Source organism: Kribbella sp. NPDC104218 (assembly GCF_055584105.1).
This window is the reverse complement of the sequence record NZ_JBVJMQ010000001.1, coordinates 3,110,393-3,132,713: the sequence shown is the minus strand read 5'-3', so window position 1 is coordinate 3,132,713 and position 22,321 is coordinate 3,110,393. Positions and strand designations below refer to the sequence as shown.

The 22,321-nt window shown below is 69.2% G+C and carries 21 protein-coding genes; 10 read left to right on the top strand and 11 right to left on the bottom strand.

The genetic code is table 11. The features are described from left to right. Positions 1 to 167: 167 nt before the first annotated feature. Positions 168 to 1,292, top strand: a complete 1,125-nt coding sequence (locus tag ACZ6ZD_RS14730) for a glycosyltransferase family 4 protein (protein ID WP_465672055.1) — start codon at positions 168 to 170, stop codon at positions 1,290 to 1,292. Then, entirely contained in the window at positions 1,289 to 2,428 is a 1,140-nt protein-coding gene (locus ACZ6ZD_RS14725) for a glycosyltransferase (RefSeq protein ID WP_465672053.1), read from the top strand. Before ACZ6ZD_RS14730 ends, ACZ6ZD_RS14725 begins: the two co-directional genes overlap by 4 nt. A 93-nt stretch (positions 2,429 to 2,521) precedes the next feature. Here ACZ6ZD_RS14725 and ACZ6ZD_RS14720 read toward each other — a convergent pair whose 3' ends face one another. Further along, positions 2,522 to 3,337 (bottom strand): MBL fold metallo-hydrolase, encoded by an 816-nt coding sequence (locus ACZ6ZD_RS14720; RefSeq protein WP_465672051.1) that lies wholly within the window; start codon positions 3,335 to 3,337, stop codon positions 2,522 to 2,524. A 206-nt stretch (positions 3,338 to 3,543) separates the two neighbouring features. Here ACZ6ZD_RS14720 and sdhC point away from each other — a divergent pair, with 206 nt between their 5' ends. The 6 genes from sdhC to ACZ6ZD_RS14690 all read left to right on the top strand — a co-directional run bounded on the left by sdhC (position 3,544) and on the right by ACZ6ZD_RS14690 (position 8,650). Further along, entirely contained in the window at positions 3,544 to 3,921 is a 378-nt protein-coding gene (gene sdhC, locus ACZ6ZD_RS14715; RefSeq protein WP_465672049.1) for a succinate dehydrogenase, cytochrome b556 subunit, read from the top strand. A 1-nt stretch (position 3,922) separates the two neighbouring features. Next, positions 3,923 to 4,378 (top strand): succinate dehydrogenase hydrophobic membrane anchor subunit, encoded by a 456-nt coding sequence (locus ACZ6ZD_RS14710; protein ID WP_465672047.1) that lies wholly within the window; start codon positions 3,923 to 3,925, stop codon positions 4,376 to 4,378. 30 nt (positions 4,379 to 4,408) lie between these two features. After that, entirely contained in the window at positions 4,409 to 6,151 is a 1,743-nt protein-coding gene (sdhA, locus tag ACZ6ZD_RS14705; protein ID WP_465672045.1) for a succinate dehydrogenase flavoprotein subunit, read from the top strand. Beyond that, the gene (locus tag ACZ6ZD_RS14700) at positions 6,151 to 6,855 is read left to right on the top strand and encodes a succinate dehydrogenase iron-sulfur subunit (protein WP_167217328.1); all 705 of its coding nucleotides are present in this window, start codon (positions 6,151 to 6,153) and stop codon (positions 6,853 to 6,855) included. The genes sdhA and ACZ6ZD_RS14700 overlap by 1 nt, the downstream gene beginning before the upstream one ends. A gap of 78 nt (positions 6,856 to 6,933) precedes the next feature. After that, positions 6,934 to 7,425, top strand: coding sequence for an RNA polymerase sigma factor (locus tag ACZ6ZD_RS14695; protein WP_465672042.1), 492 nt, complete (start codon positions 6,934 to 6,936; stop codon positions 7,423 to 7,425). Further along, positions 7,418 to 8,650 (top strand): WD40/YVTN/BNR-like repeat-containing protein, encoded by a 1,233-nt coding sequence (locus ACZ6ZD_RS14690; RefSeq protein WP_465672040.1) that lies wholly within the window; start codon positions 7,418 to 7,420, stop codon positions 8,648 to 8,650. The genes ACZ6ZD_RS14695 and ACZ6ZD_RS14690 overlap by 8 nt, the downstream gene beginning before the upstream one ends. Here ACZ6ZD_RS14690 and ACZ6ZD_RS14685 read toward each other — a convergent pair. Both ACZ6ZD_RS14685 and ACZ6ZD_RS14680 read right to left on the bottom strand, forming a co-directional pair. Continuing rightward, positions 8,647 to 9,072, bottom strand: a complete 426-nt coding sequence (locus ACZ6ZD_RS14685; RefSeq protein ID WP_465672038.1) for a DUF2000 family protein — start codon at positions 9,070 to 9,072, stop codon at positions 8,647 to 8,649. The genes ACZ6ZD_RS14690 and ACZ6ZD_RS14685 overlap by 4 nt on opposite strands. A gap of 54 nt (positions 9,073 to 9,126) precedes the next feature. Continuing rightward, complete coding sequence (locus ACZ6ZD_RS14680) at positions 9,127 to 9,951, bottom strand: M55 family metallopeptidase (protein WP_465672036.1); 825 nt, start codon at positions 9,949 to 9,951, stop codon at positions 9,127 to 9,129. 37 nt (positions 9,952 to 9,988) lie between these two features. Between ACZ6ZD_RS14680 and ACZ6ZD_RS14675 the strand changes: the two genes are divergently transcribed. Next, entirely contained in the window at positions 9,989 to 10,762 is a 774-nt protein-coding gene (locus tag ACZ6ZD_RS14675) for an AraC family transcriptional regulator (RefSeq protein ID WP_465672034.1), read from the top strand. Here ACZ6ZD_RS14675 and ACZ6ZD_RS14670 read toward each other — a convergent pair. The 8 genes from ACZ6ZD_RS14670 to ACZ6ZD_RS14635 all read right to left on the bottom strand — a co-directional run bounded on the left by ACZ6ZD_RS14670 (position 10,734) and on the right by ACZ6ZD_RS14635 (position 20,431). Beyond that, positions 10,734 to 10,973 (bottom strand): SCO4848 family membrane protein, encoded by a 240-nt coding sequence (locus ACZ6ZD_RS14670; RefSeq protein ID WP_171677868.1) that lies wholly within the window; start codon positions 10,971 to 10,973, stop codon positions 10,734 to 10,736. The genes ACZ6ZD_RS14675 and ACZ6ZD_RS14670 overlap by 29 nt on opposite strands. A 25-nt stretch (positions 10,974 to 10,998) precedes the next feature. After that, a complete protein-coding gene (locus ACZ6ZD_RS14665; RefSeq protein ID WP_465672032.1) occupies positions 10,999 to 13,755 on the bottom strand; it encodes a helix-turn-helix transcriptional regulator in 2,757 nt (918 codons plus the stop codon). A gap of 197 nt (positions 13,756 to 13,952) precedes the next feature. Then, positions 13,953 to 15,476, bottom strand: coding sequence for an amino acid permease (locus tag ACZ6ZD_RS14660; RefSeq protein WP_465672030.1), 1,524 nt, complete (start codon positions 15,474 to 15,476; stop codon positions 13,953 to 13,955). Between the two features lie 62 nt (positions 15,477 to 15,538). Beyond that, positions 15,539 to 16,258, bottom strand: a complete 720-nt coding sequence (locus ACZ6ZD_RS14655; protein WP_465672028.1) for a FadR/GntR family transcriptional regulator — start codon at positions 16,256 to 16,258, stop codon at positions 15,539 to 15,541. Between the two features lie 9 nt (positions 16,259 to 16,267). Continuing rightward, entirely contained in the window at positions 16,268 to 17,047 is a 780-nt protein-coding gene (locus tag ACZ6ZD_RS14650) for a 3-oxoacyl-ACP reductase (RefSeq protein WP_465672026.1), read from the bottom strand. Further along, positions 17,048 to 18,382: an aldehyde dehydrogenase family protein gene (locus ACZ6ZD_RS14645; protein ID WP_465672025.1), complete on the bottom strand. Its 1,335-nt coding sequence runs from the start codon at positions 18,380 to 18,382 to the stop codon at positions 17,048 to 17,050. Then, positions 18,379 to 19,095 (bottom strand): gamma-glutamyl-gamma-aminobutyrate hydrolase family protein, encoded by a 717-nt coding sequence (locus ACZ6ZD_RS14640; protein ID WP_465672023.1) that lies wholly within the window; start codon positions 19,093 to 19,095, stop codon positions 18,379 to 18,381. Before ACZ6ZD_RS14640 ends, ACZ6ZD_RS14645 begins: the two co-directional genes overlap by 4 nt. After that, complete coding sequence (locus ACZ6ZD_RS14635; protein ID WP_465672021.1) at positions 19,076 to 20,431, bottom strand: glutamine synthetase family protein; 1,356 nt, start codon at positions 20,429 to 20,431, stop codon at positions 19,076 to 19,078. Before ACZ6ZD_RS14635 ends, ACZ6ZD_RS14640 begins: the two co-directional genes overlap by 20 nt. A gap of 246 nt (positions 20,432 to 20,677) precedes the next feature. Here ACZ6ZD_RS14635 and ACZ6ZD_RS14630 point away from each other — a divergent pair, with 246 nt between their 5' ends. Then, a complete protein-coding gene (locus ACZ6ZD_RS14630; RefSeq protein WP_465672019.1) occupies positions 20,678 to 22,279 on the top strand; it encodes a M4 family metallopeptidase in 1,602 nt (533 codons plus the stop codon). The last annotated feature ends 42 nt before the right edge of the window (positions 22,280 to 22,321 follow it).

Sequence of the window (22,321 nt, the reverse complement as noted above, 5' to 3'; positions counted from 1 at the left end):
CGAGCACTACCGGTCCGTAACCACGCGCTGTTCGCCTGGCTGCCGCCCGCCGACGCCGCCCGGTCACCGGGCAGACATCAAGCGGCCTTGAAGGCGTCGACAGGGCATCGACCACGTGTCACGGAGTCGTCGCCGAGGGTTCACACGCGACCCGGAACCTCCGAAGGGTGCGAATCGTGATGGTTGCCGAGACCTTCCTGCCGCAGATCAATGGCGTGGCGAACACGGCTCGCCACGTCGCCGACCGGCTCCGTGCCCGCGGGCACGAGCTGCTCATCATCGCGCCCGGGCCGGGGCCCGACCGGTACGGCGACGTCCCGGTGATCCGGGCCCGGAGCTTCCGGACGCCGGGGTACAAGGAGTTCCCGGTCGGCCTGCCGGACCCGTCGATCGAGCGGGCGATGGCCGATTTCCGGCCGGATCTGGTGCATCTCGCGTCGCCGTTCATCATCGGCGCCTACGGACTGCGGGCGGCCCGCAAACTCGGCCTGCCGACGGTGGCGATCTTCCAGACCGATATCGCCGGTTTCGCCCGGCAGTACCCCTGGTTCGCCGCCGCGGACCGCGGGATCTGGCGCTGGGTACGCCGGACCCACGGCCGCGCCGACCGCACGCTGGCGCCGTCGTCCGCCTCGGTGAACGCGCTCGTGCAGGGCGGCGTCCCGCGGGTGCATCTGTGGGGCCGCGGCGTGAACCTGGACCTGTTCGACCCCAAGCACCGTGACGAGGCCTGGCGCCGGGAGATCTCCCCGGATGGTCAGCCGATCGTCGGGTACGTCGGCCGGCTGGCCGCGGAGAAGAAGGTCCGCCGGCTCGCTGAGCTGACCGACCTGGGCTGCCGGCTCGTCATCGTCGGCGACGGCCCCGATCGCGCGGCCCTGGAGCACGCGTTGCCGACGGCAACCTTCCTCGGGATGCGCCGGGGCGCCGACCTGGCGTCGATCTTCGCCGGTCTCGACGTGTTCGTGCACACAGGTGAGCACGAGACGTTCTGCCAGACGATCCAGGAGGCGCAGGCCTCCGGCGTCGCCACGGTCGGCCCGGCCGCCGGCGGCCCGCTCGACCTGATCCACCCCGGCGAGAACGGCCTGCTGTTCGAACCGGGTAAACCCGGCTCGCTCCGGGCAGCCGTCAGCACGTTGATCGACCATCCGGAGGCCCGGGCCCGGATGGCGGCGAAGGGCTTGGAGCGGGTCCAGACCCGGACCTGGCCCGCCGTCGTCGACGACCTGGTCGACCGGCATTACGCCGAGGTCCTGGCCGAAGCCGCGGCCGTCCGGCGGGTCGCGTGAACGGCCTCCGGATCGCCCAGCTGGCCAACTTCGTCGGCCCGACCTCCGGCGGGATGCGGACGGCGATCGAGCACGTCGGCCAGGGGTACGTCGCGGCCGGCGCCGAGCGGATCGTCATCACGCCGGGCGAGCGGGACGTCGTCCTGGAGACCGAGTTCGGCACCGTCGTCCGGATCAAGGCGCCCAAGGTCGGCGGCGGCTACCGACTCATCACCGACCCGTGGAAGGTGATCGACACGCTGGAGAAGTTCGGCCCGACCACGGTCGAGATCTCCGACAAGTCGACCCTGCTGCCGGTGGCCCGCTGGGCGCGGCGTAACGACATCGGGTCGGTCCTGTTCAGCCATGAGCGGCTGGACGCGATGCTCTCGCTGCGGACTGCCCGCCCGAAGAGCCTCGGCGGTGAAGGCGCGCAGTACCGGCCGAGCGTCGCGACCGGCGTCAGCGCGCTCTACCGCCTGCTCAGCCGGACGTACGACGCCGTCGTGGTCACCTCCCGGTACGCCGCCGCCGAGTTCGACGAGGTCACCACTCCCCTGGTCCGGATCCCGCTCGGCGTCGACCTGGACACCTTCCACCCCGAGCTCGGCGAGCCGGCGGACGACGGCGTCCTCAAGCTCGTGCACGCCGGACGGCTCTCCCGCGAGAAGAGCCCGCACCTGGCCGTCGCGACCGCGGTCGAGCTGCACCGCCGCGGCGTCCCGCTCCGGATGGACGTCTACGGCTCCGGCCCGCACCTCGACGAGCTAGAAGCGATCGCCGGCGACGCGCCGATCACCTTCCACGGGTACGTCGACGGCCGCCGCAACCTGGCCAGGCACCTCACCGAGGCGGACGTCGCACTGTCCGTCTGCCCCGGCGAGACCTTCGGCCTGGCCGTCCTGGAGGCGCTCGCCGCCGGGACGCCGGTCGTCACCGCCGACACCGGCGGCGCTCGTGAGCTGGTCGACGCCTCCTGCGGCCGCTGGGCCCCCGCCACCCCGGCTGCCCTGGCGGACGCCGTACTCGAACTCGCTCAGCTCCCCGGACGCCGCGCGGCAGCCCGTCGACGCGCCGAACGCTACGACTGGCCGACCTGCATCCGCCACATGCTCGCCCTGCACCACCGCCTCGCCAGCGCGAGACTCGCCGCTTAGGACATGAGGTAGTCGCCGGATCCGGCGCTGCTCAGGCGGCGCTGAGCGTGCGAACGGCGCCGGCGGCGTACTACCTCATGTCGTTAGCGACGCTCAGGTCAGGTGGTCGTTGGCTCCGCTGGTCCAGGCCATGTGCCGGTCGGCGGAGCGGCGGACGATGGCCTTGGCGTCGACCGGGATGACCGAGCCGAAGTTGTTGTAGAGCCGGTCGAACTCGAACCGGTCGACGGCCCGGGCGACGCGGTCGACGACGCCGCCGGACAGCGGGATGCGGTTCGGGTAGCTGCGCATGAAGCTCACCGACGTCCGGTCCGGGTTGGCGAAGATGGTGTCGCCGGACAGGATCACGCCCTTGCCCTCGGCACCGGCCGCCCAGTGCACGACCGCGCTCCCCGGGAAATGCCCGCCCGGCTGGATCAGCGTGACGCCGGGCAGCGGGTTGAGCTCACCGGACCACGGCCGGATCACCGCATCCGGCCGGGCGACCCACTCGGCGTCCGCCTCGGAGACGTAGACCGGGACGTCGCCCAGCCGGTGACTCCACTCGACCTGGACGCCGTACATGTGCGGGTGGCTGGCAACGATCGCCACCACGTCGCCGAGCTCGCGGACCCGGGCGACCGCGGCGTCGTCCACGAAGCCGATCGGATCCCAGAGCAGGTTGCCCTCGGCCGTTGTCACGAGCATCGACTGCTGGCCGATCCCCACCGGCGGCTTGGAGGTGACGCCGTACAGGCCCGGCTCGACCTCCTCGATCGCGACCGTCGTCCCCGCAGCGGCCAGCTCGTCGAGCGTCGTCCAGTGCTGGCCGTCGGACGGCACCCACTGCCGCTCGTCCGCGCAGATCAAGCACACCTCGACCTGCTCGGCATGCTCGACGGCACAGGTTGCACAGATCCAGAAACTCACCGTGATCTCCCCTCATTCGGATCTTCAGCCTGGAGGTTAAAGACCGGTTGAGGTCAACCGGTCGCGAGAGCGATGTCACACCTGTCAGGACAAAAGCCGCCGAACGGCGGGACTACCATCGAACCGGCGCGGTTTCCGACCGGGCCGAGCCGAGATCGCGGCAGCCGCACCGGCTCTCGAATCCGAGATCCGATCGGAGGATCGGTTTGCCCAGCAAACCAGCCGGCACGCTCTACCGTGGCCGGGAGGGCATGTGGTCATGGGTCGCGCACCGGATCACCGGCGTGGGAATCTTCTTCTTCCTGCTCGTCCACGTTCTCGACACCGCGCTGGTCCGGGTGTCGCCGGAGGCCTACAACGAGGTCATCGGCACCTACAAGAACCCGATCGTCGGCCTGATGGAGGTCGGCCTGGTCGGGGCCATCCTGTTCCACGCGTTCAACGGCATCCGGCTGATCCTGGTCGACTTCTGGGCCAAGGGCCCGCGGAACCAGCGCAAGCTGATGATCGGCGTCGGCGTGGTCTGGATCGCGCTGTTCGTCCCGTTCGTCGCCCGCCACCTGACCCACGTCTTCGGAGGCTGAGATGAGCGACATCGCGGCGCCGCGCTCCAGCTCCCGCGCCCGCAACCTCAAGGGCGGCGGCCGGAACCGCTCCGGCCAGACCAACTTCGAGCTCTACAGCTGGCTGTTCATGCGGCTGTCCGGCCTCGCGCTGGTCGTCCTGGTCCTCGGCCACCTGTTCACGAACCTGATGCTCGGCGACGGGATCAACGGCCTGGACTTCGCGTTCGTCGCCGGTAAGTGGGCCAGCCCGCTGTGGCAGGTCTGGGACCTGCTGATGCTGTGGCTGGCGATGCTGCACGGCACCAACGGGATGCGGACGATCATCAACGACTACGCCGAGAAGGACCAGACCCGGTTCTGGCTGAAGAGTCTGCTGGTCACGGCCTCGATCGTGATCGTCGTCCTCGGCACCCTGGTGATCTTCACCTTCGATCCCTGCCTGGACCCGCACAGCACGCTGTCGGTCTGCCAGTAGGACTGCGTTAGTTTTAGGAGAGGTTCACAGATGCAGCGGCATCAGTACGACGTGGTCATCGTCGGCGCCGGCGGCGCGGGGATGCGCGCCGCCCTCGAGTCCAGCAAGCGGACCCGGACGGCGGTGCTCACCAAGCTCTACCCGACCCGGTCGCACACCGGCGCGGCCCAGGGCGGCATGTGCGCCGCGCTGGCCAACGTCGAGGAGGACAACTGGGAGTGGCACACCTTCGACACCGTCAAGGGCGGTGACTTCCTGGTCGACCAGGACGCCGCCGAGGTGATGTGCCGCGAGGCCGTGGACGCCGTCCTCGACCTGGAGAAGATGGGTCTGCCGTTCAACCGGACGGCCGAGGGCAAGATCGACCAGCGCTTCTTCGGCGGGCACACCCGCAACCACGGCGAGGCCGTCGTCCGCCGGTCCTGTTTCGCCGCGGACCGCACCGGCCACATGATCCTGCAGACGCTCTACCAGCAATGCATCAAGCAGAACGTCGAGTTCTTCAACGAGTTCTACGTCCTGGACCTGCTGATGGTGGCCGGTAAGGCGACCGGCGTGGTCGCCTACGAGCTGGCCACCGGCGAGTTGCACATCTTCAGCGCGAAGTCGATCGTGTTCGCCTCCGGCGGTTTCGGCAAGGTGTTCCGGACGACGTCCAACGCGCACACGCTGACCGGCGACGGGATGGGTATCGTCTGGCGCAAGGGCCTGCCGCTGGAGGACATGGAGTTCTTCCAGTTCCACCCGACCGGCCTGGCCGGCCTCGGCGTCCTGCTCTCGGAGGCGGCCCGCGGTGAGGGCGGAATCCTGCGGAACAAGGACAACGAGCGCTTCATGGAGCGCTACGCGCCGACCGTGAAGGACCTCGCGCCGCGCGACATGGTCGCCCGCGCGATGGCCAACGAGGTCCGCGAGGGCCGCGGCTGCGGTCCGGACGGCGCGTACGTGATGCTCGACCTGACCCACCTCGAGCCCGCGCACATCGACGCCAAACTGCCGGACATCACCGAGTTCGCGCGGACGTACCTGGGCGTCGAGCCGTACACCGAGCAGATCCCGGTCTTCCCGACCGCGCACTACGCGATGGGCGGCATCCCGACCAACATCAAGGGCGAGGCGCTGGCCAACAACGACGACGTCATCCCCGGCCTGTACGCCGCGGGCGAGGTCGCCTGCGTATCCGTGCACGGCGCCAACCGGCTCGGCACGAACTCGCTGCTCGACATCAACGTCTTCGGCCGCCGGGCCGGCATCGCCGCCGCGGAGTACGCCGAGACCGCCGTCTTCGAGGAGTTGCCGGAGGCGCCGGAGACGTTCGTCGTCGACCTGATCGAGGGGATGCGGAACGCCACCGGCGAGGAGCGGGTGGCCGCCATCCGCAACGACCTGCAGGCCACCATGGACCTGAACGCCCAGGTGTACCGGACCGAGGGTTCGCTGAAGCAGGCGCTGGTCGACATCGAGCGGCTCAAGGAGCGGTTCGCGCAGGTTTCCGTGCAGGACAAGGGCAAACGGTTCAACACCGACCTGCTCGAGGCGGTCGAGCTCGGCTTCCTGATCGACCTGGCCGAGGTGCTGGTGGTCTCCGCGCTGGCCCGTAAGGAGTCCCGCGGCGGGCACTTCCGCGAGGACTACGACAAGCGCGACGACGTGAACTTCATGCGGCACACGATGGCCTACCGCGAGCTCGATGCCGAGGGCAACATCAACATCCGCCTGGACTACAAGCCGGTGATCCAGACCCGCTACAAGCCGATGGAGCGGAAGTACTGATGGACGTCAAGGTCAAGATCCTCCGGTACAACCCCGAGGTCGTCGACGAGGCCGAGTGGAAGACGTACGCCGTCACCCTGCAGCCGACCGACCGGGTCCTGGACGCGCTGCACAAGATCAAGTGGGAGCAGGACGGCACGCTGACCTTCCGGCGCTCCTGCGCGCACGGCGTCTGCGGTTCGGACGCGATGCGGATCAACGGCCGGAACCGGCTGGCCTGCAAGACCCTGATCAAGGACCTGAACCCGGAGAAGGAGATCACCGTCGAGCCCATCAAGGGCCTGCCGGTACTCAAGGACCTGGTCGTCGACATGGAGCCGTTCTTCGACGCGTACCGCTCGGTGATGCCGTTCCTGGTCACCAGCGGCCACGAGCCGACCCGCGAGCGGATCCAGTCCCAGGCCGACCGGGACCGCTTCGACGACACCACGAAGTGCATCCTCTGCGCGGCCTGTACGACGTCCTGCCCGGTGTTCTGGTCCGACGGCCAGTACTTCGGCCCACAGGCGATCGTCGGCGCGCACCGGTTCATCTTCGACAGCCGCGACGAGGGCACCGAGCAGCGGCTGGAGATCCTCAACGACAAGGAGGGCGTCTGGCGCTGCCGGACGACTTTCAACTGCACCGACGCCTGCCCGCGCGGGATCGAGGTCACCAAGGCGATCCAGGAAGTGAAACGAGCGCTGATCTTCCGTCGCGTGTGAGCTAGCTCACATCAGGCAACCAGCCTCTGCCCCTCAGGAGTCGTGCGGGGCAGAGGCTGATTGCTGACTGGGGGTCGGATGGAAAACCTGCGCGAGGTGTACGACGGGTGCTACCGGCGCCTCGTCGGCCAGCTCTACGCCCTGTGCGGCAGCCACGCGGAGGCCGAGGACGCCGTCCAGGAGGCCTTCGTCCGCGCGATCGAGAAGCCGCGCCGGTTCGCCCAGGTGGACAACCCCGAGGCCTGGCTGCGGATGGTCGCGCTGAACGTCGCCCGCAGCCGGTTCCGCCGGGCCTCGACCTTCCACCGGCTGATGAGCCGCAACGGCCCGCCCGCCGAATCCGTCCCCGGCCTCTCCCCGGACCACGTCGCCCTGGTCGCGGCACTCCGCCGCCTGCCCTGGGACCAGCGCGAAGTCATCACCCTGCACCACATCGTCGATCTCCCCACCCGCGAGATCGCCGTCCAGCTCAACATCCCCGAAGGCACCGTCAAGGCCCGCCTGGCTCGCGGCCGGGCCCGGCTCGCGCCGTACCTGCAAGAGCTCGCCGAGGAGGTCGATCATGTCTGATCTCAAGGAGCTGGCCTTCTCCGTCCAGGAAGTCACCGACGCCCCGCCCTTCGAATCCCTCGCCCGACGCGCCGCCGGACGCCGCACCCGCCGCCGGACGTCGCTGCTGGTCGCGGTCACCGCCGTCGTGGCCATGGTCTTCCTGCTCCTCAACCTCCCCGGCGGAGACGGCCCCAAAGTCCCGATCGCCCCCCAGCCGAGCCTCAACACCCCCGGCCCCGACTCCGTAACGGATCCCGCCAGCGGCGAGGATCTGGTCCAGGGCGCCGGCGCGAGCTTGCTGGCGGTCGCCGCGACCGGCCCGACCCGCTGGGTGTCCAGCTGGAACGCCTGCCCGCAAGGCGAGTGCCGCTTCGCCGCCGCGCTCGGCAGCGAAGGCGCGATGGCCTTCACACCGACCCGGCCGAACCCGTGGCGAACGCTGATGGTCGCCGGCGACCCGGTCGCCCTCTACACGTCGGACCTCACCTTGGAGCAGGACAGCCCCGGCTGGACGGACGCCATGTTCGTGAAGCTCACGGCCAGTGAGGGCTCGCTGCAATCCGGGCTGAACTACGCGCCGCCGTCGCCGACCTTCGACTCGGACGAGGTGGTGACGGATCTGGGCCGGCCGGGTCTGCTCGCCGTCCTGAACCTGCGAAACTCGACCCTGCGCCGCCTGGAGCTCCCGGACGCCGTGGGCACGCCCGGGCGGCCGGTCCGGGATCTGGCCGGCAACGTGTACGTCCTCGGCGGCCAGTCGTTCGACACGATCTTCTGGACTCTCGACCGCGGAAAGACCTGGAAGCACGAACCGCTCGACGACCGCGACGCGGGCCGCTGGCTGGCGGTCAGCCCGAGCGGCGCGACCGTCGTCGCGACCTCCTCGAAGCCGGCCTCCGACGCACTGGACCGGCTGGCGACGACCAAGGTCTCCACCGACGGCGGAACCACCTGGCGCGTCGTCCAGAAAACGCCGTACGCGATCGATGGGAAGCCGGTCGCGCTGGAGGACGGCACCGTCCTCATGGCCGGCCGCAACCCCGGTGCCACCGTGTCGTCGCTCTACAGCATCACGGACGGCGAAGTCCGCCTGCTCAAAGCCGCGCCACACGTGCTGGCCGGCTTGGACGGCAACACCATGCTCATCTACGGCACCACCGTCGAGAAACCGTCAGCCACCCTCACCAGAGTCGCCTTCAGCACCGACCGCGGCCAGAGCTGGAGCTACTTCACGCCGCGCTAGGGGTGCATGCGGGCGCCCTTGAGGGTCTTGTCGACGGCGTTCTTCGGGCCGTAGCAGGCGATCCCGACCAGATCGAGGGCCTCGGTGGCGACCGCCCGGACGGCGGCGCGGTTGTCCCGGTCATTGCCGGTGGCAAACAGTTCCTGAGTGAAGACGGAGTGCTCGACGCCGCGCTGGAGCGCGCGCTGGTGAGCGGTCGCCATGAATTCCTTGCTGCCCTCGAAGACGAGCACCGGTTGCCGGAACATCGGCAGGTAGCGGACGCCGTCCGCATCCTCGTACGGCTCCCCGACGACCTCGGGGTGGGTACCCGCGATCCCGCTCACCAGGAACGCGGTCACGTTGAGCCGCTGCCAGGTCGGGAGGTCCTCCCGCAAGAGGACGGCGATCTTGGTCTCGAAGCGAATCGGTTCGTTGTCCACCCGCTCATCCTCAGTCGGCCGCCTCCAGCCGGTCTTGTACGTTCTGAACCTCCCTCAGCAGTACGGCGGGTTCGAGGTGACCGCGGTGGCGACGCGCAGGAAGAGGTTGAAGACTCGGTAGAGCTGGAGCATGTCGGCCGTCAGCGTGACCGTGCGGTCGTCGCGGCGGGCGACGCCGGGGATCGCGGTCAGGTGCGACGCGACGGAGGCGGATTGCCAGCGGACGGCGAGGGTGTGCTCGCCTTGCGGGGCGACCATGGGGAGCGCGCCGAGCGCGGCGGAGGCAGCCGTCTCAATGGCTGCGCGGGCCTCGGCGACCGGGACGAGTTGGGCGGCGAAACGGTCTTTGGCGTGTTTGACCGCGACCGTGCGGACGGCGTCGTCCCAGGCGGTCATCTCGGCGCAGGCGGTGTCGTCGCCGGTGAGCAGAGCGACCGGGACGCCGTACGCCGCCGCGGTCGCGTGGAACAAGCCGATCTCGCCGGTGACGCGGTCGTCGAGCCAGATGTCTTCGATCTCGTGGCCCATGAAGCTGTGGCTGAGGACGCCGAGGACGCCGGCCCGGGCGTGGAAGCCGACGCACAGGACGGCGTGGTACTCGCTCGTCAGCCCCTCGATCATGCCCATCGGCTTCGGGCGGCCCTTGATCAGCGCGGCGCGCGGGTCGAGCAGCTCCGGCAGCAGGTTGCGCATCGGGCCGTGCGCGTCGTTGACCAGGACGCCGGTCGCACCACCCGCGTACGCACCGCGGATCGCCGCATTCACGTCCTCGGTCATCATCACCCGGCCGCGCTCGTAGTCGCGGCCCGGCGGCTGCACGTCCTCCGCGTCGACCAGCCCGGTGATGCCTTCCATATCTGCGCTGATGTAGACCTTCACGCCGAGAAGCGTATGTTCTGGAGGTGTGCAACCGAGTGTGAAGGCATGGCGGCCCGCGCTCAGCGGCGTCGTCGAGGTCCTGCACGCCCATTTCCCGTCACACGCCTACCCAAGCCACACCCACGACGCCTGGACGGTCCTGATCGTCGACGAAGGCGCCGTCCGGTACGACCTGGACCACCGCGAGCACGGCCTGGCCCAAGCGCAGGTCTCCCTACTGCCACCGCACGTAGCTCACGACGGCCGCTCCGTCCGCCCCGGCGGCTTCCGCAAACGCGTCCTCTACCTGGAGAGCGATCGCCTGGATGCCGACCTGATCGGCGCAGCCGTCGACCAGCCCGAGTACGCCGACGCCACGCTCCGCCACCGCATCCACCAACTGCACGGCGTCCTGGTCGACGGAACAGAAGACCTGGAAGCCCAGAGCCGCCTGACTCTGATCGAAGAGCGCCTCCGGCAACACCTGCACCGCCACATCACCGATCCGCCACACCAGCGCGACCCCGGCATCGCCAAACAACTCCGCGACCTACTAGACGCCCAAGTGCCAGCAGGGCTAACCCTCGACGAGGCATCCCGCATCATCCAGGCGCACCCAGTCCACCTCGTCCGCTCCTTCAGCCGCCACTACGGCATACCACCCCACCGCTACCTGACCGGCCGCCGAGTAGACCTGGCCCGCCGCCACCTACTAGCCGGCCGCCCACCCGCCGAAGCAGCCACCCTCTCCGGCTTCTACGACCAGTCCCACCTGACCCGCCACTTCCGCAACCTCCTCGGCGTCACACCGTCGGCTTTCGCCCGCCGCTGACCCTGCTCGCCTTGTAAGCCTTCACACCCCACGTCCCCAACACCCCGGCAATCGCGAGGTTCACCACAATCAAGATGCTGTGCGCCACGTAGTACCCCGTCGGCCGATCCTCCGGCGTCTCCACCAACGCCTTGATGAACCGCAGATAAGTCACCACGTTCCACACCGCGATCCCCAACAAAACCACCGCATGCTTCCGCTCAAGTTTCACCCCACCATTGTGGAGCGCCCCCGAATCAGGAGTGCGGGCGGTCTACGGTGCGGAGGAGTTGGGTGCGGTTGGCTACGCCGAAGCGGCGGTAGAGGCGGGTTAGTTGGGACTCTACGGCTTTGACGGAGAGGTAGAGGGCGGCGGCGATTTCGCGGTTGGTGGAGCCGTCGCGGACCATGGCGACGATTTGTTGCTCGTTGTCGGTGAGTTCGGAGGGTTGGCGGCTGCGGCTGGGGACGTCGAGGCGGGCCAGTTCGGTTTCGGCTACTTCGCGCCAGGCGGGGGCGCCGTAGGTCTCGAACTGTTCGATGGCGTCCAGGAAGGCTGTGCGGGCTACTGAGCGGCGGCGGGCTTGGCGGGCTACGCGGCCGCGGGTGAGTTCGCAGCGGGCCAGGTCCAGGGGGTAGACGCGGTTGCCGGCTGTGCTGATGGTTTTGTCGAGTAGGTCGAGGGCTGCGGCCGGGTCGCCCTGTTTGGCGATCAGGAGGGCTTCGGAGCGCGCTAGGCCGACTTTCATCACCGCGCGGTCCAGTGTCTCGGCGCGGGAGCGGATGTCGGCGATCAGCAGGGCTGCGTCGTCCAGGCGGCCGGCGGCGACCAGCGCTTCGGCGTAGTCCGCGTGCCAGGGGATGATCGCCGGATCGAACGGCATGGCTGCTTCGCCGGACTCTGCGATCGCGTCGAACGCCTCGACCGCGCGCTGCGGGTCTCCGGTCAGGACGCCGATCAGGCCCTGCGAAGCCAGCGCCGGACCGGTCCACTCGTCGTTGCCGACCAGCCGGACCCCCTCCAGCGCGGCGTCGGCGAGCTGACGCGCCATGGCCGCCGTACCGCCGGCCCACTCCGAACGGCTCGCGACGATCAGACCGACCTCGGCCTCTTCGCCGATGTCCTGCATCAGTTGGTAGCACTCGTGACCGGCGGCTACGGCGTCCGCACCGCGGCCGCTGCGCTCGTAGATTGCCGTCGCCGAAATGAGCACCGAGGCGAGCCAGCGCATAGCGCCGCCGTCACGGACCTCTTCGACCAGCGTGCTGATCGCGGTGATCGCCTCTGCTGTCCGGCCGCGGAACAGCTCCTGCATCGCGGCCATCTGCCGCGCGTTGACTACGGCCTTGGTGAGCGGCAGATCGCGAGCCAGCTCGGCAGCCTGCTGCAGGAGCGAGTCGGCACTCTGGCCGGCGTCCCAGGCCATCAGGACCGAGCTCGTCGCGCTCAGCGCATCCACCAGCGCTTCGGTGTCACCGGATGCTCGGGCCAGCTCCTCGGCCACGCGAGCGTGCTCCTGGGCATCTTCGAGCCGACGGTCGAAGTACGCGCTGTGGCTGAGCATGATCCGCACCCGCGCCTCGAGCCGGTCGTCACCCTGAGCCGCCTCGAACGCCTCGTTCAGCAGCTCGACCCGGCGATCCCGGTCCGGCCAGGCGGCGTCCACCTGGAGCAGCAGGGCAGGCACCTTGGTGCCCGGCTGGGTCGCGGCCTGGACGGCGAGGCGCGCCATGTCAGCCGATTCGGCCAGGTGCCCGGCGGCTGCGGCGTCGTCCGCGGCGCTGGTCAGGCGGCGCGCGCGGTCGTCCGGCAGGCTGCTCGGCGTCCGCTCGGCAGCCAGCCGCCACAGCGTCGCGGCCGCGCCCGGCGCGCCACGGCCGGCGGCCACCGCGGCAGCCGCTTCGATGGCCACTGCGAGCTCGGCGTCCGCCTCCTGGGTCGCCAGGGCTCGGTGGGTCGCGTTCTCGACCGGTTCCTCGACGACGGCGGCCAGCTGGGCGTGCGCCTGCCGACGGGCCGCTGAGGTCGCTTCGGCGTACACGAACTCGCGGAGTAGCGGGTGAGCGAACCGCAGCCGCTCGGCGGCGATGTCGACCAGGCCCAGCGCCTCGGCCTCGGCCAGCTCGGTCTCGATCGTGCGGCCGAGGGACTGCGCGAGCTGAGTGGTGGTGGGACGGGGTGAGGACGCCGCATGGAGCAACAGCTCGTGTGCGCCGTCGCTCAGGTCGGACAGGCGGTCGCCGAGCAGTGTCTTGAGCCGGCTCGACACCGGGAGCGGGTCGTTGGGCGAGACCCCCTGCGGGTGCCGCAGGACGGCGCGGCCGAGCTCCAGCGCCATGAACGGGTTCCCGGCGCTCGCGGTGAAGATGCGGCGCGCAGTACGGACAGGCAGCGGGCTGGAGAGCCGCTGGCGGAGGAGGCTGAGTACGTCGGTTTCGGTCAGCGGCGGCACTTCGAGTTGGAGCACCGGCTCCGGACAGGCCTCGGCCATCACTGGCAGGTCTCCGTCGGCGACCTGCTCGGTGGAGAGCATGTGTACGCCCTCAGACAGCCGCCGAGCACAGAACGTGAGCACCTCCAGGCTGGACGGGTCCACCCACTGGATGTCGTCGACGACCAGCAGCACCGGCCCCTGCGCCGCCAGACGGCGCAGCACGTGCAGGACGGCGAGGCGGACGGCCAGCTCATCGCGGACGGTGTCCGGAGCGCTCGCCTTGAGCAGAGCGACCTCTAGCGGCTGGCGGAGGTGGTCCGGCAGGACCTGCCACGCCAGCTCGAGCTGGTTGGAGAGGAGATCGAGGAGAGTGACGTACGGGAGCCCGGCCTCGCTCTGCGACGGCGCCGCGCTCAGGACCCGGTAGCCGGCTTTGGCCCGGTCCGCGACCAGGGCGCGGCCGAGGGCCGACTTGCCGATACCGGTCGGACCGTAGAGCAGCACGCTCCCGCTGGTCTCGAGCTGCTTGCGCGCACGCTCGACCAGCGCGCCCCGGCCTACCAGCTCGTCGTCAGTCATCGATCACTTAGCTCCTCGGAGGTTATCCCTTGCTGATTAAAACAGCCGAAGACCGTCCGACACGGCGAGTGTCACATGAGGAAACCGTCTCGACACCATCCTGTCACCCGAACCTGGGGTGATCAGAGCGCTCGGAGCGGCACGACAGTGCCGGGGCACCAGATGGCGACCCGACACAATCGATGACAGAGAGTGACTTAGATGACGTCGAGGTCGCGTTCGATGGCGGCCAGCTCGGCCTCGCTGCCCTGGACCTTGGGGCCGGTGAACCACTTGCGCGCGGAGACGAACCAGTAGGTGGTCGCGAAGCCGAGGACGACCAGGACGGCGACCGGCGTGTAGTTGAAAGTGCTACCGGTGACCGGGCTGACCTGCGGCAGCATGAACAGGATCGTGATGAAGCAGACCCAGGTGATCGCGATGATCCCGACCGGCCGGCTCCAGCGGCCGAGTGACCACGGGCCGGGCTGGAACTTGTCACCCTGCAGCAGCCGGAGCAGCGTCGGCAGGACGTAGGCGATGTAGAGCCCGATGACCGCGATCGACGTCACCGCGGCGTACGCCGTCGCGTTCCACAGGTACGGCAGACCGAGGACGAACGCGCCGCCGGCGGCGAGCCAGATCGCGTTGGTCGGCGTCCGCGTCTTGCTGTTGATCTTGTGCCAGATCGACGAGCCGGGCAGCGCGCCGTCCCGGGAGAACGCGTAGATCATCCGCGAGTTCGCGGTCACCGACGCCATCCCGCAGAAGAGCTGGGCGCCGATCACGACGAGCAGCAGGATCTTGCCGAGGACCAGGCCGACCGCGTCGATGAAGATCTGCGCGGGCGGGACGCCGGTCTCGCTGCCGAGCGCGCCGTCGTAGCTCTGGATCGCGAATGTCAGGCCGATCAGCAGGACCCAGCCGGCGCCGAGCGAGACCAGGATCGACATCACGATGCCGCGCGGGCCGGAGCGGGCCGCGTCGTGCGTTTCCTCGGTCATGTGCGCGGAGGCGTCGTACCCGGTGAACGTGTACTGCGCGAGCAGCAGACCGAGCAGGCCGACGTAGAAGGTGGAGCCCCAGCCGGTGTTGTTGACGAAGTGGCCGAAGACGAAACCGGCCGACTGGTGTTTGTCGGGGATGATCACCAGCGCGCCGACGATGAACAGGACGCCGACGATGTGCCACCACACGCTGATGTCGTTGAGTTTCGCGACGAGTTTGACGCCGAGCGAGTTCAGCAGGGCGTGGACGAGCAGGATGATGCCGAACAGCAGGATCGTGTGGCCGGGGGTGGCGCTGAAGCCGAACTGCAGGTCGAGGAACGCGTTCAGGAAGAACGCGGCGCCGAAGTCGATCCCGGCCGTCACCGCGACCTGGCCGAGGAAGTTGAACCACCCGGTGAACCAGGACCAGGCGGCGCCGTTCGACGGGGCGAGTTTCGCCGCCCAGTAGTACAAACCGCCGGCGGTCGGATAACTCGAACACACCTCGGCCATCGCGAGGCCGACGAACAACGTCATCAAGCCGACCAACGGCCAGCCCCACACGATCATCACCGGGCCGCCGGTGTTCAGCCCGAACCCGTACAGCGTCAAACAGCCGGACAGGATCGAGATGATCGTGAACGACACCGCGAAGTTCGAGAACCCCGACATCGTTCGCGACAACTCCTGCGCGTACCCCAGCTGATGCAGCCGCTTCTCGTCATCGGACATCGGAGTGTTCTGCTCGCTCACGGATCCTCCTCGCGCCGAAAGATCCCCCAATGGTCTGCCCGAAGACCATTAGTGTCAATGGATCAGGTGAGGAAGCCTCGGAGGAGGGTGGCGGTGCCGGCTAGGTGTTGGGTCATGGCGGCTCGGGCGGCGGGTGGGTTGTTGGTGAGGATGGCTTGGACGATGGTTTGGTGCTGGTCGTTGGAGTGGGTGATGTTGCGGGCGAGGAGGGGGATGGCGTCTAGGAGTTCGTTGAGGCGCATGCGGGCGTCGGCGACGGCGGAGGTGAGGGAGGGGGAGCCGGTGACTTCGGCGATGGCCAGGTGGAGGCGGGAGTCGAAGCGGCGGTAGTCGGTGAGGTTGGCGGTGGCGGTGTCGGCCAGACAGCGTTGCAGGTGGTCGATCTCAGCAGCTGAGAGGTCGCGGGCCGCGGCGGCTTCGGCGGCGCCGATCTCGAGGGCGGCGCGTAGGGTGAGGGCGTCTTCGAGGCCGTCGCCGAGCTCGCGGGCGATCCGGCGGGCCGGCGTACGGCGGGGTTTCGGGAGCTGCTCGTTGACGAATGTGCCGCCGTAGCGGCCGCGCCGGGACTCGACGTACCCGGCCTCGGTGAGGGCGTGGATCGCTTCCCGCAGGGTGACGCGGCTGACGTTCAGGCGGGTCGCGAGATCCCGCTCGGCCGGCAGCCGCTCCCCCGGTGCGACCACGCCCAGCTTGATTGCCTGCAGCAACCGCTCGACCGTCTCCTCGAACGGGTTACCGGTCCGGACCGGCCGGAACACGGCGTCATCTGCCTGGGCAACCATGAGCCAAGCCTAGAGGGGTGTCACGTAGGCGCCGGAGATCCCGCCGTCGACGAGGAACGTGTTGGCGGTGATGAAGGACGCGTCGTCGCTGGCCAGGAAGGCGACCGCGGCGGCGATCTCCTCCGGCTCGCCGAAGCGACCCATCGGCACGTGCACGAGCCGGCGCTGCGCACGCTCGGAGTCCTTGGCGAACAGCTCCTCCAGCAGCGGCGTGTTCACCGGCCCCGGGCAGAGCGCGTTGATCCGGATCCCCTGCCGGGCGAACTCGACGCCCAGCTCGCGGCTCATCGCGAGGACGCCGCCCTTCGAGGCCGAGTAGGCGATCTGCGAGGTGGCCGCGCCCATCACCGCGACGAAGGACGCCGTGTTGATGATCGACCCCTTGCCCTGCCGCTGCATGAACGGGATCGCGGCCTTGCAGCACAGGTACACCGAGGTCAGGTTGACCTCCTGCAGTTTGCGCCAGGTCTCCAGGTCGGTGTCCAGGATGGAGGCGTCCTCGGGCGGCGAGATCCCCGCGTTGTTGAACGCGATGTCGACACTGCCGTAGGTGTCGAAGGCCTGCTGGAACAGGTTGTCGACCGCGGTCTTGTCGGTCACGTCGGCCGTGACGAACAGCCCGCCGACCTCGTCCGCGGCCGCCTTCCCGGTGGCCGGGTCGATATCGGCCACGACGACCTTGGCGCCCTCGGCGGCGAACCGGCGTACCGTCGCCAGACCGATCCCGCTCGCGCCGCCGGTCACCACCGCGACGCGACCCTCGAGCCGGTGTGCCTTCACGTCCGTCATTCAGTCCTCCGTGCTGATGAAGATGTTCTTGGTCTCGGTGAACGCGTCGAGCGCGTCCGGTCCGAGCTCACGGCCGAGCCCGGACTGCTTGTAACCGCCGAACGGCGTCGAGTACCGCACCGACGAGTTCGAGTTGACCGACAGGTTGCCGGCCTCGACGCCCCGGCTGACGCGGAGCGCGCGACCGACGTCCCGCGTCCAGATCGAGCCGGACAGGCCGTACTCGGAGTCGTTGGCCTGCCGGACGGCGTCCGCCTCGTCGGTGAACGGGACCACGCTGACCACCGGCCCGAAGATCTCCGCCGGGACGACGTGTTCGAGCACGGTCGGCGGGAACCAGAACCCCGGCCCGGACGGCGCGCTGCCCTGGAAGGCCGGCCGCTCGACGTACGACGCCACCCGGTCGAGCTGCTGCCGCGAGATCAACGGGCCCATCTCCGTCGCCGGGTCGCTCGGATCGCCGACCTGGAACGCTTTCACCGCCGGTTCGAGCAGTTCGAGGAACCGGTCGTACGCCGTCCGCTCGACCAGGATCCGCGATCGCGCGCAGCAGTCCTGCCCGGCGTTGTCGAAGACGCCGGACGGCGCCTGGGCCGCCGCCTTCTCCAGATCCGCGTCAGCGAAGACGATATTGGCCGACTTCCCGCCGAGCTCCAGCGTCACGCGCTTCACCTGCTCGGCGCAACCGGCCATGATCTGCTTGCCAACCGCGGTCGAGCCGGTGAAAACGACCTTCCGGACGGCCGGGTTCGTCACGAACCGCTGGCCGACGACCTGGCCGGCGCCGGGGAGCACCTGGAAGACATCCGCGGGCAGGCCCGCTTGCAGGGCCAGCTCACCGAGCCGGATCGCGGTCAGCGGCGTCAGCTCAGCGGGCTTCAGGACCACAGTGTTGCCGGCGGCAAGCGCCGGCGCGAAACCCCAACCGGCGATCGGCATCGGGAAGTTCCACGGGACGATGATCCCGACCACGCCAAGTGGCTCCTGGAACGTGACATCGATGCCCCCGGCAACCGGAATCTGCTTGCCGAACAGGCGTTCCGGCGCGGCGGCGTAATAGGTCAGCACATCGCGGACGTTGCCGGCCTCCCAGCGCGCGTTGCCGATCGTGTGCCCGGCGTTCTCGACCTCCAGCGCGGCAAGGTGTTCGAGGTCCGCATCAACGGCGTCCGCGAACCTCCTGAGCAGTCGGCCACGGTCGGCGGGCGTGACGTTTCGCCAAGTTTCAAAGGCTTTCGCGGCCCGGGCGATCGCCTCGTCGGTCTGCGCCTCGGTCGCCAGCTCGATCGTACGGACGACCTTCTCGGTGGCCGGGTTGATCACGTCGTACGTCATGCGGTCCGTCTCCTGGATGCATCGATCAGTGCGGTGAACAGCCGCAGGTCCTCGGCGTTCTCCTCGGGATGCCATTGGACGCCGAGCGCGAAGTCGTACCCGTCGACCTCGGCGGCCTCGACCGTTCCGTCCGCGGCGCGGGCGGTCACGCGGAGCGCGGGGGCGACGGCGTCCAGGGCCTGGTGGTGGTAACAGTGCACGCTGCTGCGGTCGCCGAGCAGGCGCGCGGTGAGGCTGTCCGGTTCGAGCTTGACCTCGGTGCGCCCGAAGACCGCCGGGGACGGACGATGCTCGTCGCTGGTGATCAAATCGGGCAGATGTTGGTGCAGCGTGCCACCGAGCGTCACGTTGAGCATCTGCAGGCCGCGGCAGATCGCGAGCAGCGGCAGGTCGCGGTCGAGCGCGGCCCGGATCAGGATCGCCTCGTGCTCGTCCCGGCCCGGCCTGGTGTCGACGGTCTCCGCGTGCGGGACGGCGTCGTACGACCCGGGGTCGACGTCGCAGCCACCGGCGATGATCAGGCCGTCGAGGACGTCGAGGACGGTCGGGTCGGTGCCGACCGGCGGCAACAGCAGCGGTACGCCGCCGGCGCGCGCGACCGCGTCGAGGTAGACGCGGGGCAGCAGCGCGGCCTCGCGCTCCCACACTCCCCAAACGGTCGGTTCGAGGTAGGTGGTGATACCGATCCGGGGCTTAGAGGCGTTCGAAACCACGGATCCGCTCCCAGTCGGTGACGGCGGCGTCGTACGCGTCGAGCTCCACGCGGGCGGCGTTCGCATAGTGGTCGACCATCTCGTCGCCGAAGGCCTCGCGGGCCAGCTTGGAGCCGGTGAACAGGGCGGCGGCCTCGCGGAGGGTGGCCGGGACGTGCTCCTTGTCGGACTCGTAGGCGTTGCCCTCGAGGAGGGGTTCGAGCTCGAGCTCGTTCTCGATCCCGTGCAGCCCTGCGGCGATGATCGCGGCGACGGCGAGGTACGGGTTCACGTCCCCGCCGGGGAGGCGGTTCTCGACGCGCAGCGAGAGGCCGTGGCCGACCACCCGCAGCGAGCAGGTGCGGTTGTCGAGACCCCACGCGACCGCGGTCGGCGCGAAGCTGCCCTTCTGGAACCGCTTGTAGGAGTTGATGTTCGGCGCCAGCAGGTAGGTGAACTCGGAAAGGCAGGCGAGCTGGCCGGCGATGAACTGCTCCATCAGCTCCGAGAAGCCGTGCTCCCGGTCCCCGGCCAGGACGGCGGCGCCGTCGTCCGAGCGGAAGCTGAGATGGATGTGGCACGAGTTGCCCTCGCGTTCGTCGTACTTCGCCATGAACGTGAGGCTCTTGCCGTGCTGGGAGGCGATCTCCTTCGCTCCGGTCTTGTAGATCGCGTGGTTGTCGCAGGTCTTGAGAGCTTCGTCGTACTTGAACGCGATCTCGTGCTGGCCGAGGTTGCACTCGCCCTTGGCCGACTCGACGTACAGGCCGGCGCCGGTCATGCCGTTGCGGATCGCGCGCAGCAGCGGCTCGACCCGGGTGGTGCCGAGCAGGGAGTAGTCGACGTTGTACTGGTTGCCCGGAGTCAGGCCCTGGTAGCGCTTGTCCCACGCGGCCTCGAAGGTGTCGTCGAAGACGATGAACTCCAGCTCGGTGCCGACGTACGCCTTCAGGCCGCGCTCGGCGAGCCGGTCGAGCTGCTTGCGCAGGACCTGCCGGGGCGACGCGACGACCGGCGTCCGATCGAGCCACTGCACGTCGCACAGCACCATCGCCGTCCCCTCCAGCCAGGGGACCAGGCGGAGGGTGTCCAGATCGGGGGCCATCACGAGGTCGCCGTACCCGCGCTCCCAGGACGACATCGCGTACCCGTCGACGGTGTTCATGTCCACGTCGACGGCCAGCAGGTAGTTGCAGCCCTCGGTGCCGTGGCCGAGCACCTCCTCGACGAAGTACCGGCCGCCGCAGCGCTTGCCCTGTAGCCGCCCCTGCATGTCGGTGATCGCCACCAGCACGGTGTCGATCTCGCCGCTCGCCACCAGGTCCCGCAGCTCCTGAACACCCAACAGACCGGTCACGGCGGCTCCTCACTCAATGGTCTACCGACGATCCATTGAGTCAATCCTAGGCCGCCGTGTCAACGCCGGCGGCGCGGAATCCCGGCGTCCGGGCGAAGGCAAACCCTTGCGGTGCGTCATCGGAGTGAGACCGAGAGCGACTTTCCCTTGCTTGGTAGACCGGAATTCCCGATGGTTTTCCCCAAGGTCGCCCCAGTGAGGGGGCCGGCCCGCTTCCCGCCCCACCGCCCCGTGAGGAGCACCACCGTGAGGAATTTTCCTGCCCATCGGCGTGCCGTCCGGCTGGCTGCCGCCAGCGGTCTGACCGTCGCCCTGGTCGGCGCGAGCCTGGCCAATACCAGCTTTGCCGCGACCCCCGCCGAGCAGAGCACCCCGCCGGACGCCACCGCGACCGCCGTCGCCGCGGCCGACAAGGCGGTCAACGCCCTCGGCCTGAAGAAGAGCTCGGCTGAGCAGTTCGTCCGGCTCGGCGTCGTCGAGGGCGGCGACGCCACCAGCCAGGACCTGTTCTACGTGAACTACGACAAGACCTACCAGGGACTCCCGGTGGTCGGTGGCGACGCGGTCGTCTCGACGGACGCCGCCGGAAACGTCCTGTCCACGATGGTCGCCTCCAAGGCGCCGATCACCGTCTCGACCACTCCGAAGCTGGCCGCGGCCGCCGCGACCACCGCGGCCCGCGGCTCGTTCACCAGCGTCGCGGCGACCGGCAAGCCGGAGCTCGTCGTCCTGGTGGTCGACCAGCCGCGGCCGATCCTGGCCTGGCGGGTCCCGGTGTCCGGTAAGGCCAAGCACGCCGGTCACGACCACGGCACCGGCGACACCCAAGAGCTCGTGTACGTCGACGCCACCACCGGCCGCGTCGCGTACAACTCCGAGATGACGGCGTCCGGTACCGGAACCGGCATCTGGAACCGCACCGGACTCTCCTTCGGCACCACCCTCTCCGGCGGCACCTACCGGATGACCGACCCGGCCCGGCCGGGCCTGTCGTGTATCGACTACAGCACCAACGCCGTGATGGCCGACGCGGACGACGTCTGGGGCAGCGCCAGCCGGACCGACAAGGTCTCCGGCTGCGTCGACGTCATGTACGTCGCCAAGGGCGAGTGGGACCTGCTGAAGAACTGGTACGGCCGCAACGGCCTCAACGGCAGCGGCAGCTGGGCGGACGCCGAGGTCGGGCTGCCGGATGTCAACGCGTTCTGGAACCACTCGGCCAACCCGGGCGGCGTGACCTTCGGCTACAACAACCAGAACCAGTGGATCACCGCGACCGACGTCGTCGCGCACGAGTACGGCCACGGCCTCGACGCCCTGACCCCGAGCGGCATCTCCGGCGGCCGCACCCAGGAGGCCGTCGCCGACATCTGGGGCGCGATCACCGAGGCCTACCTGAACAACCCGAACGACGCACCCGACTACACCGTCGGCGAGCAGGTCAACCTGGTCGGCCAGGGACCGATTCGCCACATGTACAAGCCGAACAACGTGTCCGGCCACCCGAACTGCTGGTCCACCAGCCTGCCCACCTCGGTGCACGCCGCGGCCGGCCCGATGAACCACTGGTTCTACCTGCTCGCCGAGGGCTCGAACCCGACCAACGGCCAGCCGGTCAGCCCGACCTGTAACGGCACCACGATGACCGGTATCGGCATCCAGGAGGCCGGCCGGATCTTCTACAACGCCATGCTGATGAAGACCAGCGGCATGACGTACGGCAAGTACCGGGTCAACACCCTCCAGGCCGCCAAGAACCTGGACCCGACCTGCGCCAAGTACAACAAGGTCAAGGCCGCCTGGAACGCCGTCAGCCTGGGCGCCCAGCCCGGCGAGCCGGCCTGCTGAACCAAGCATTTGACCGCCGCCCACCCGGTCTCGCCGGGTGGG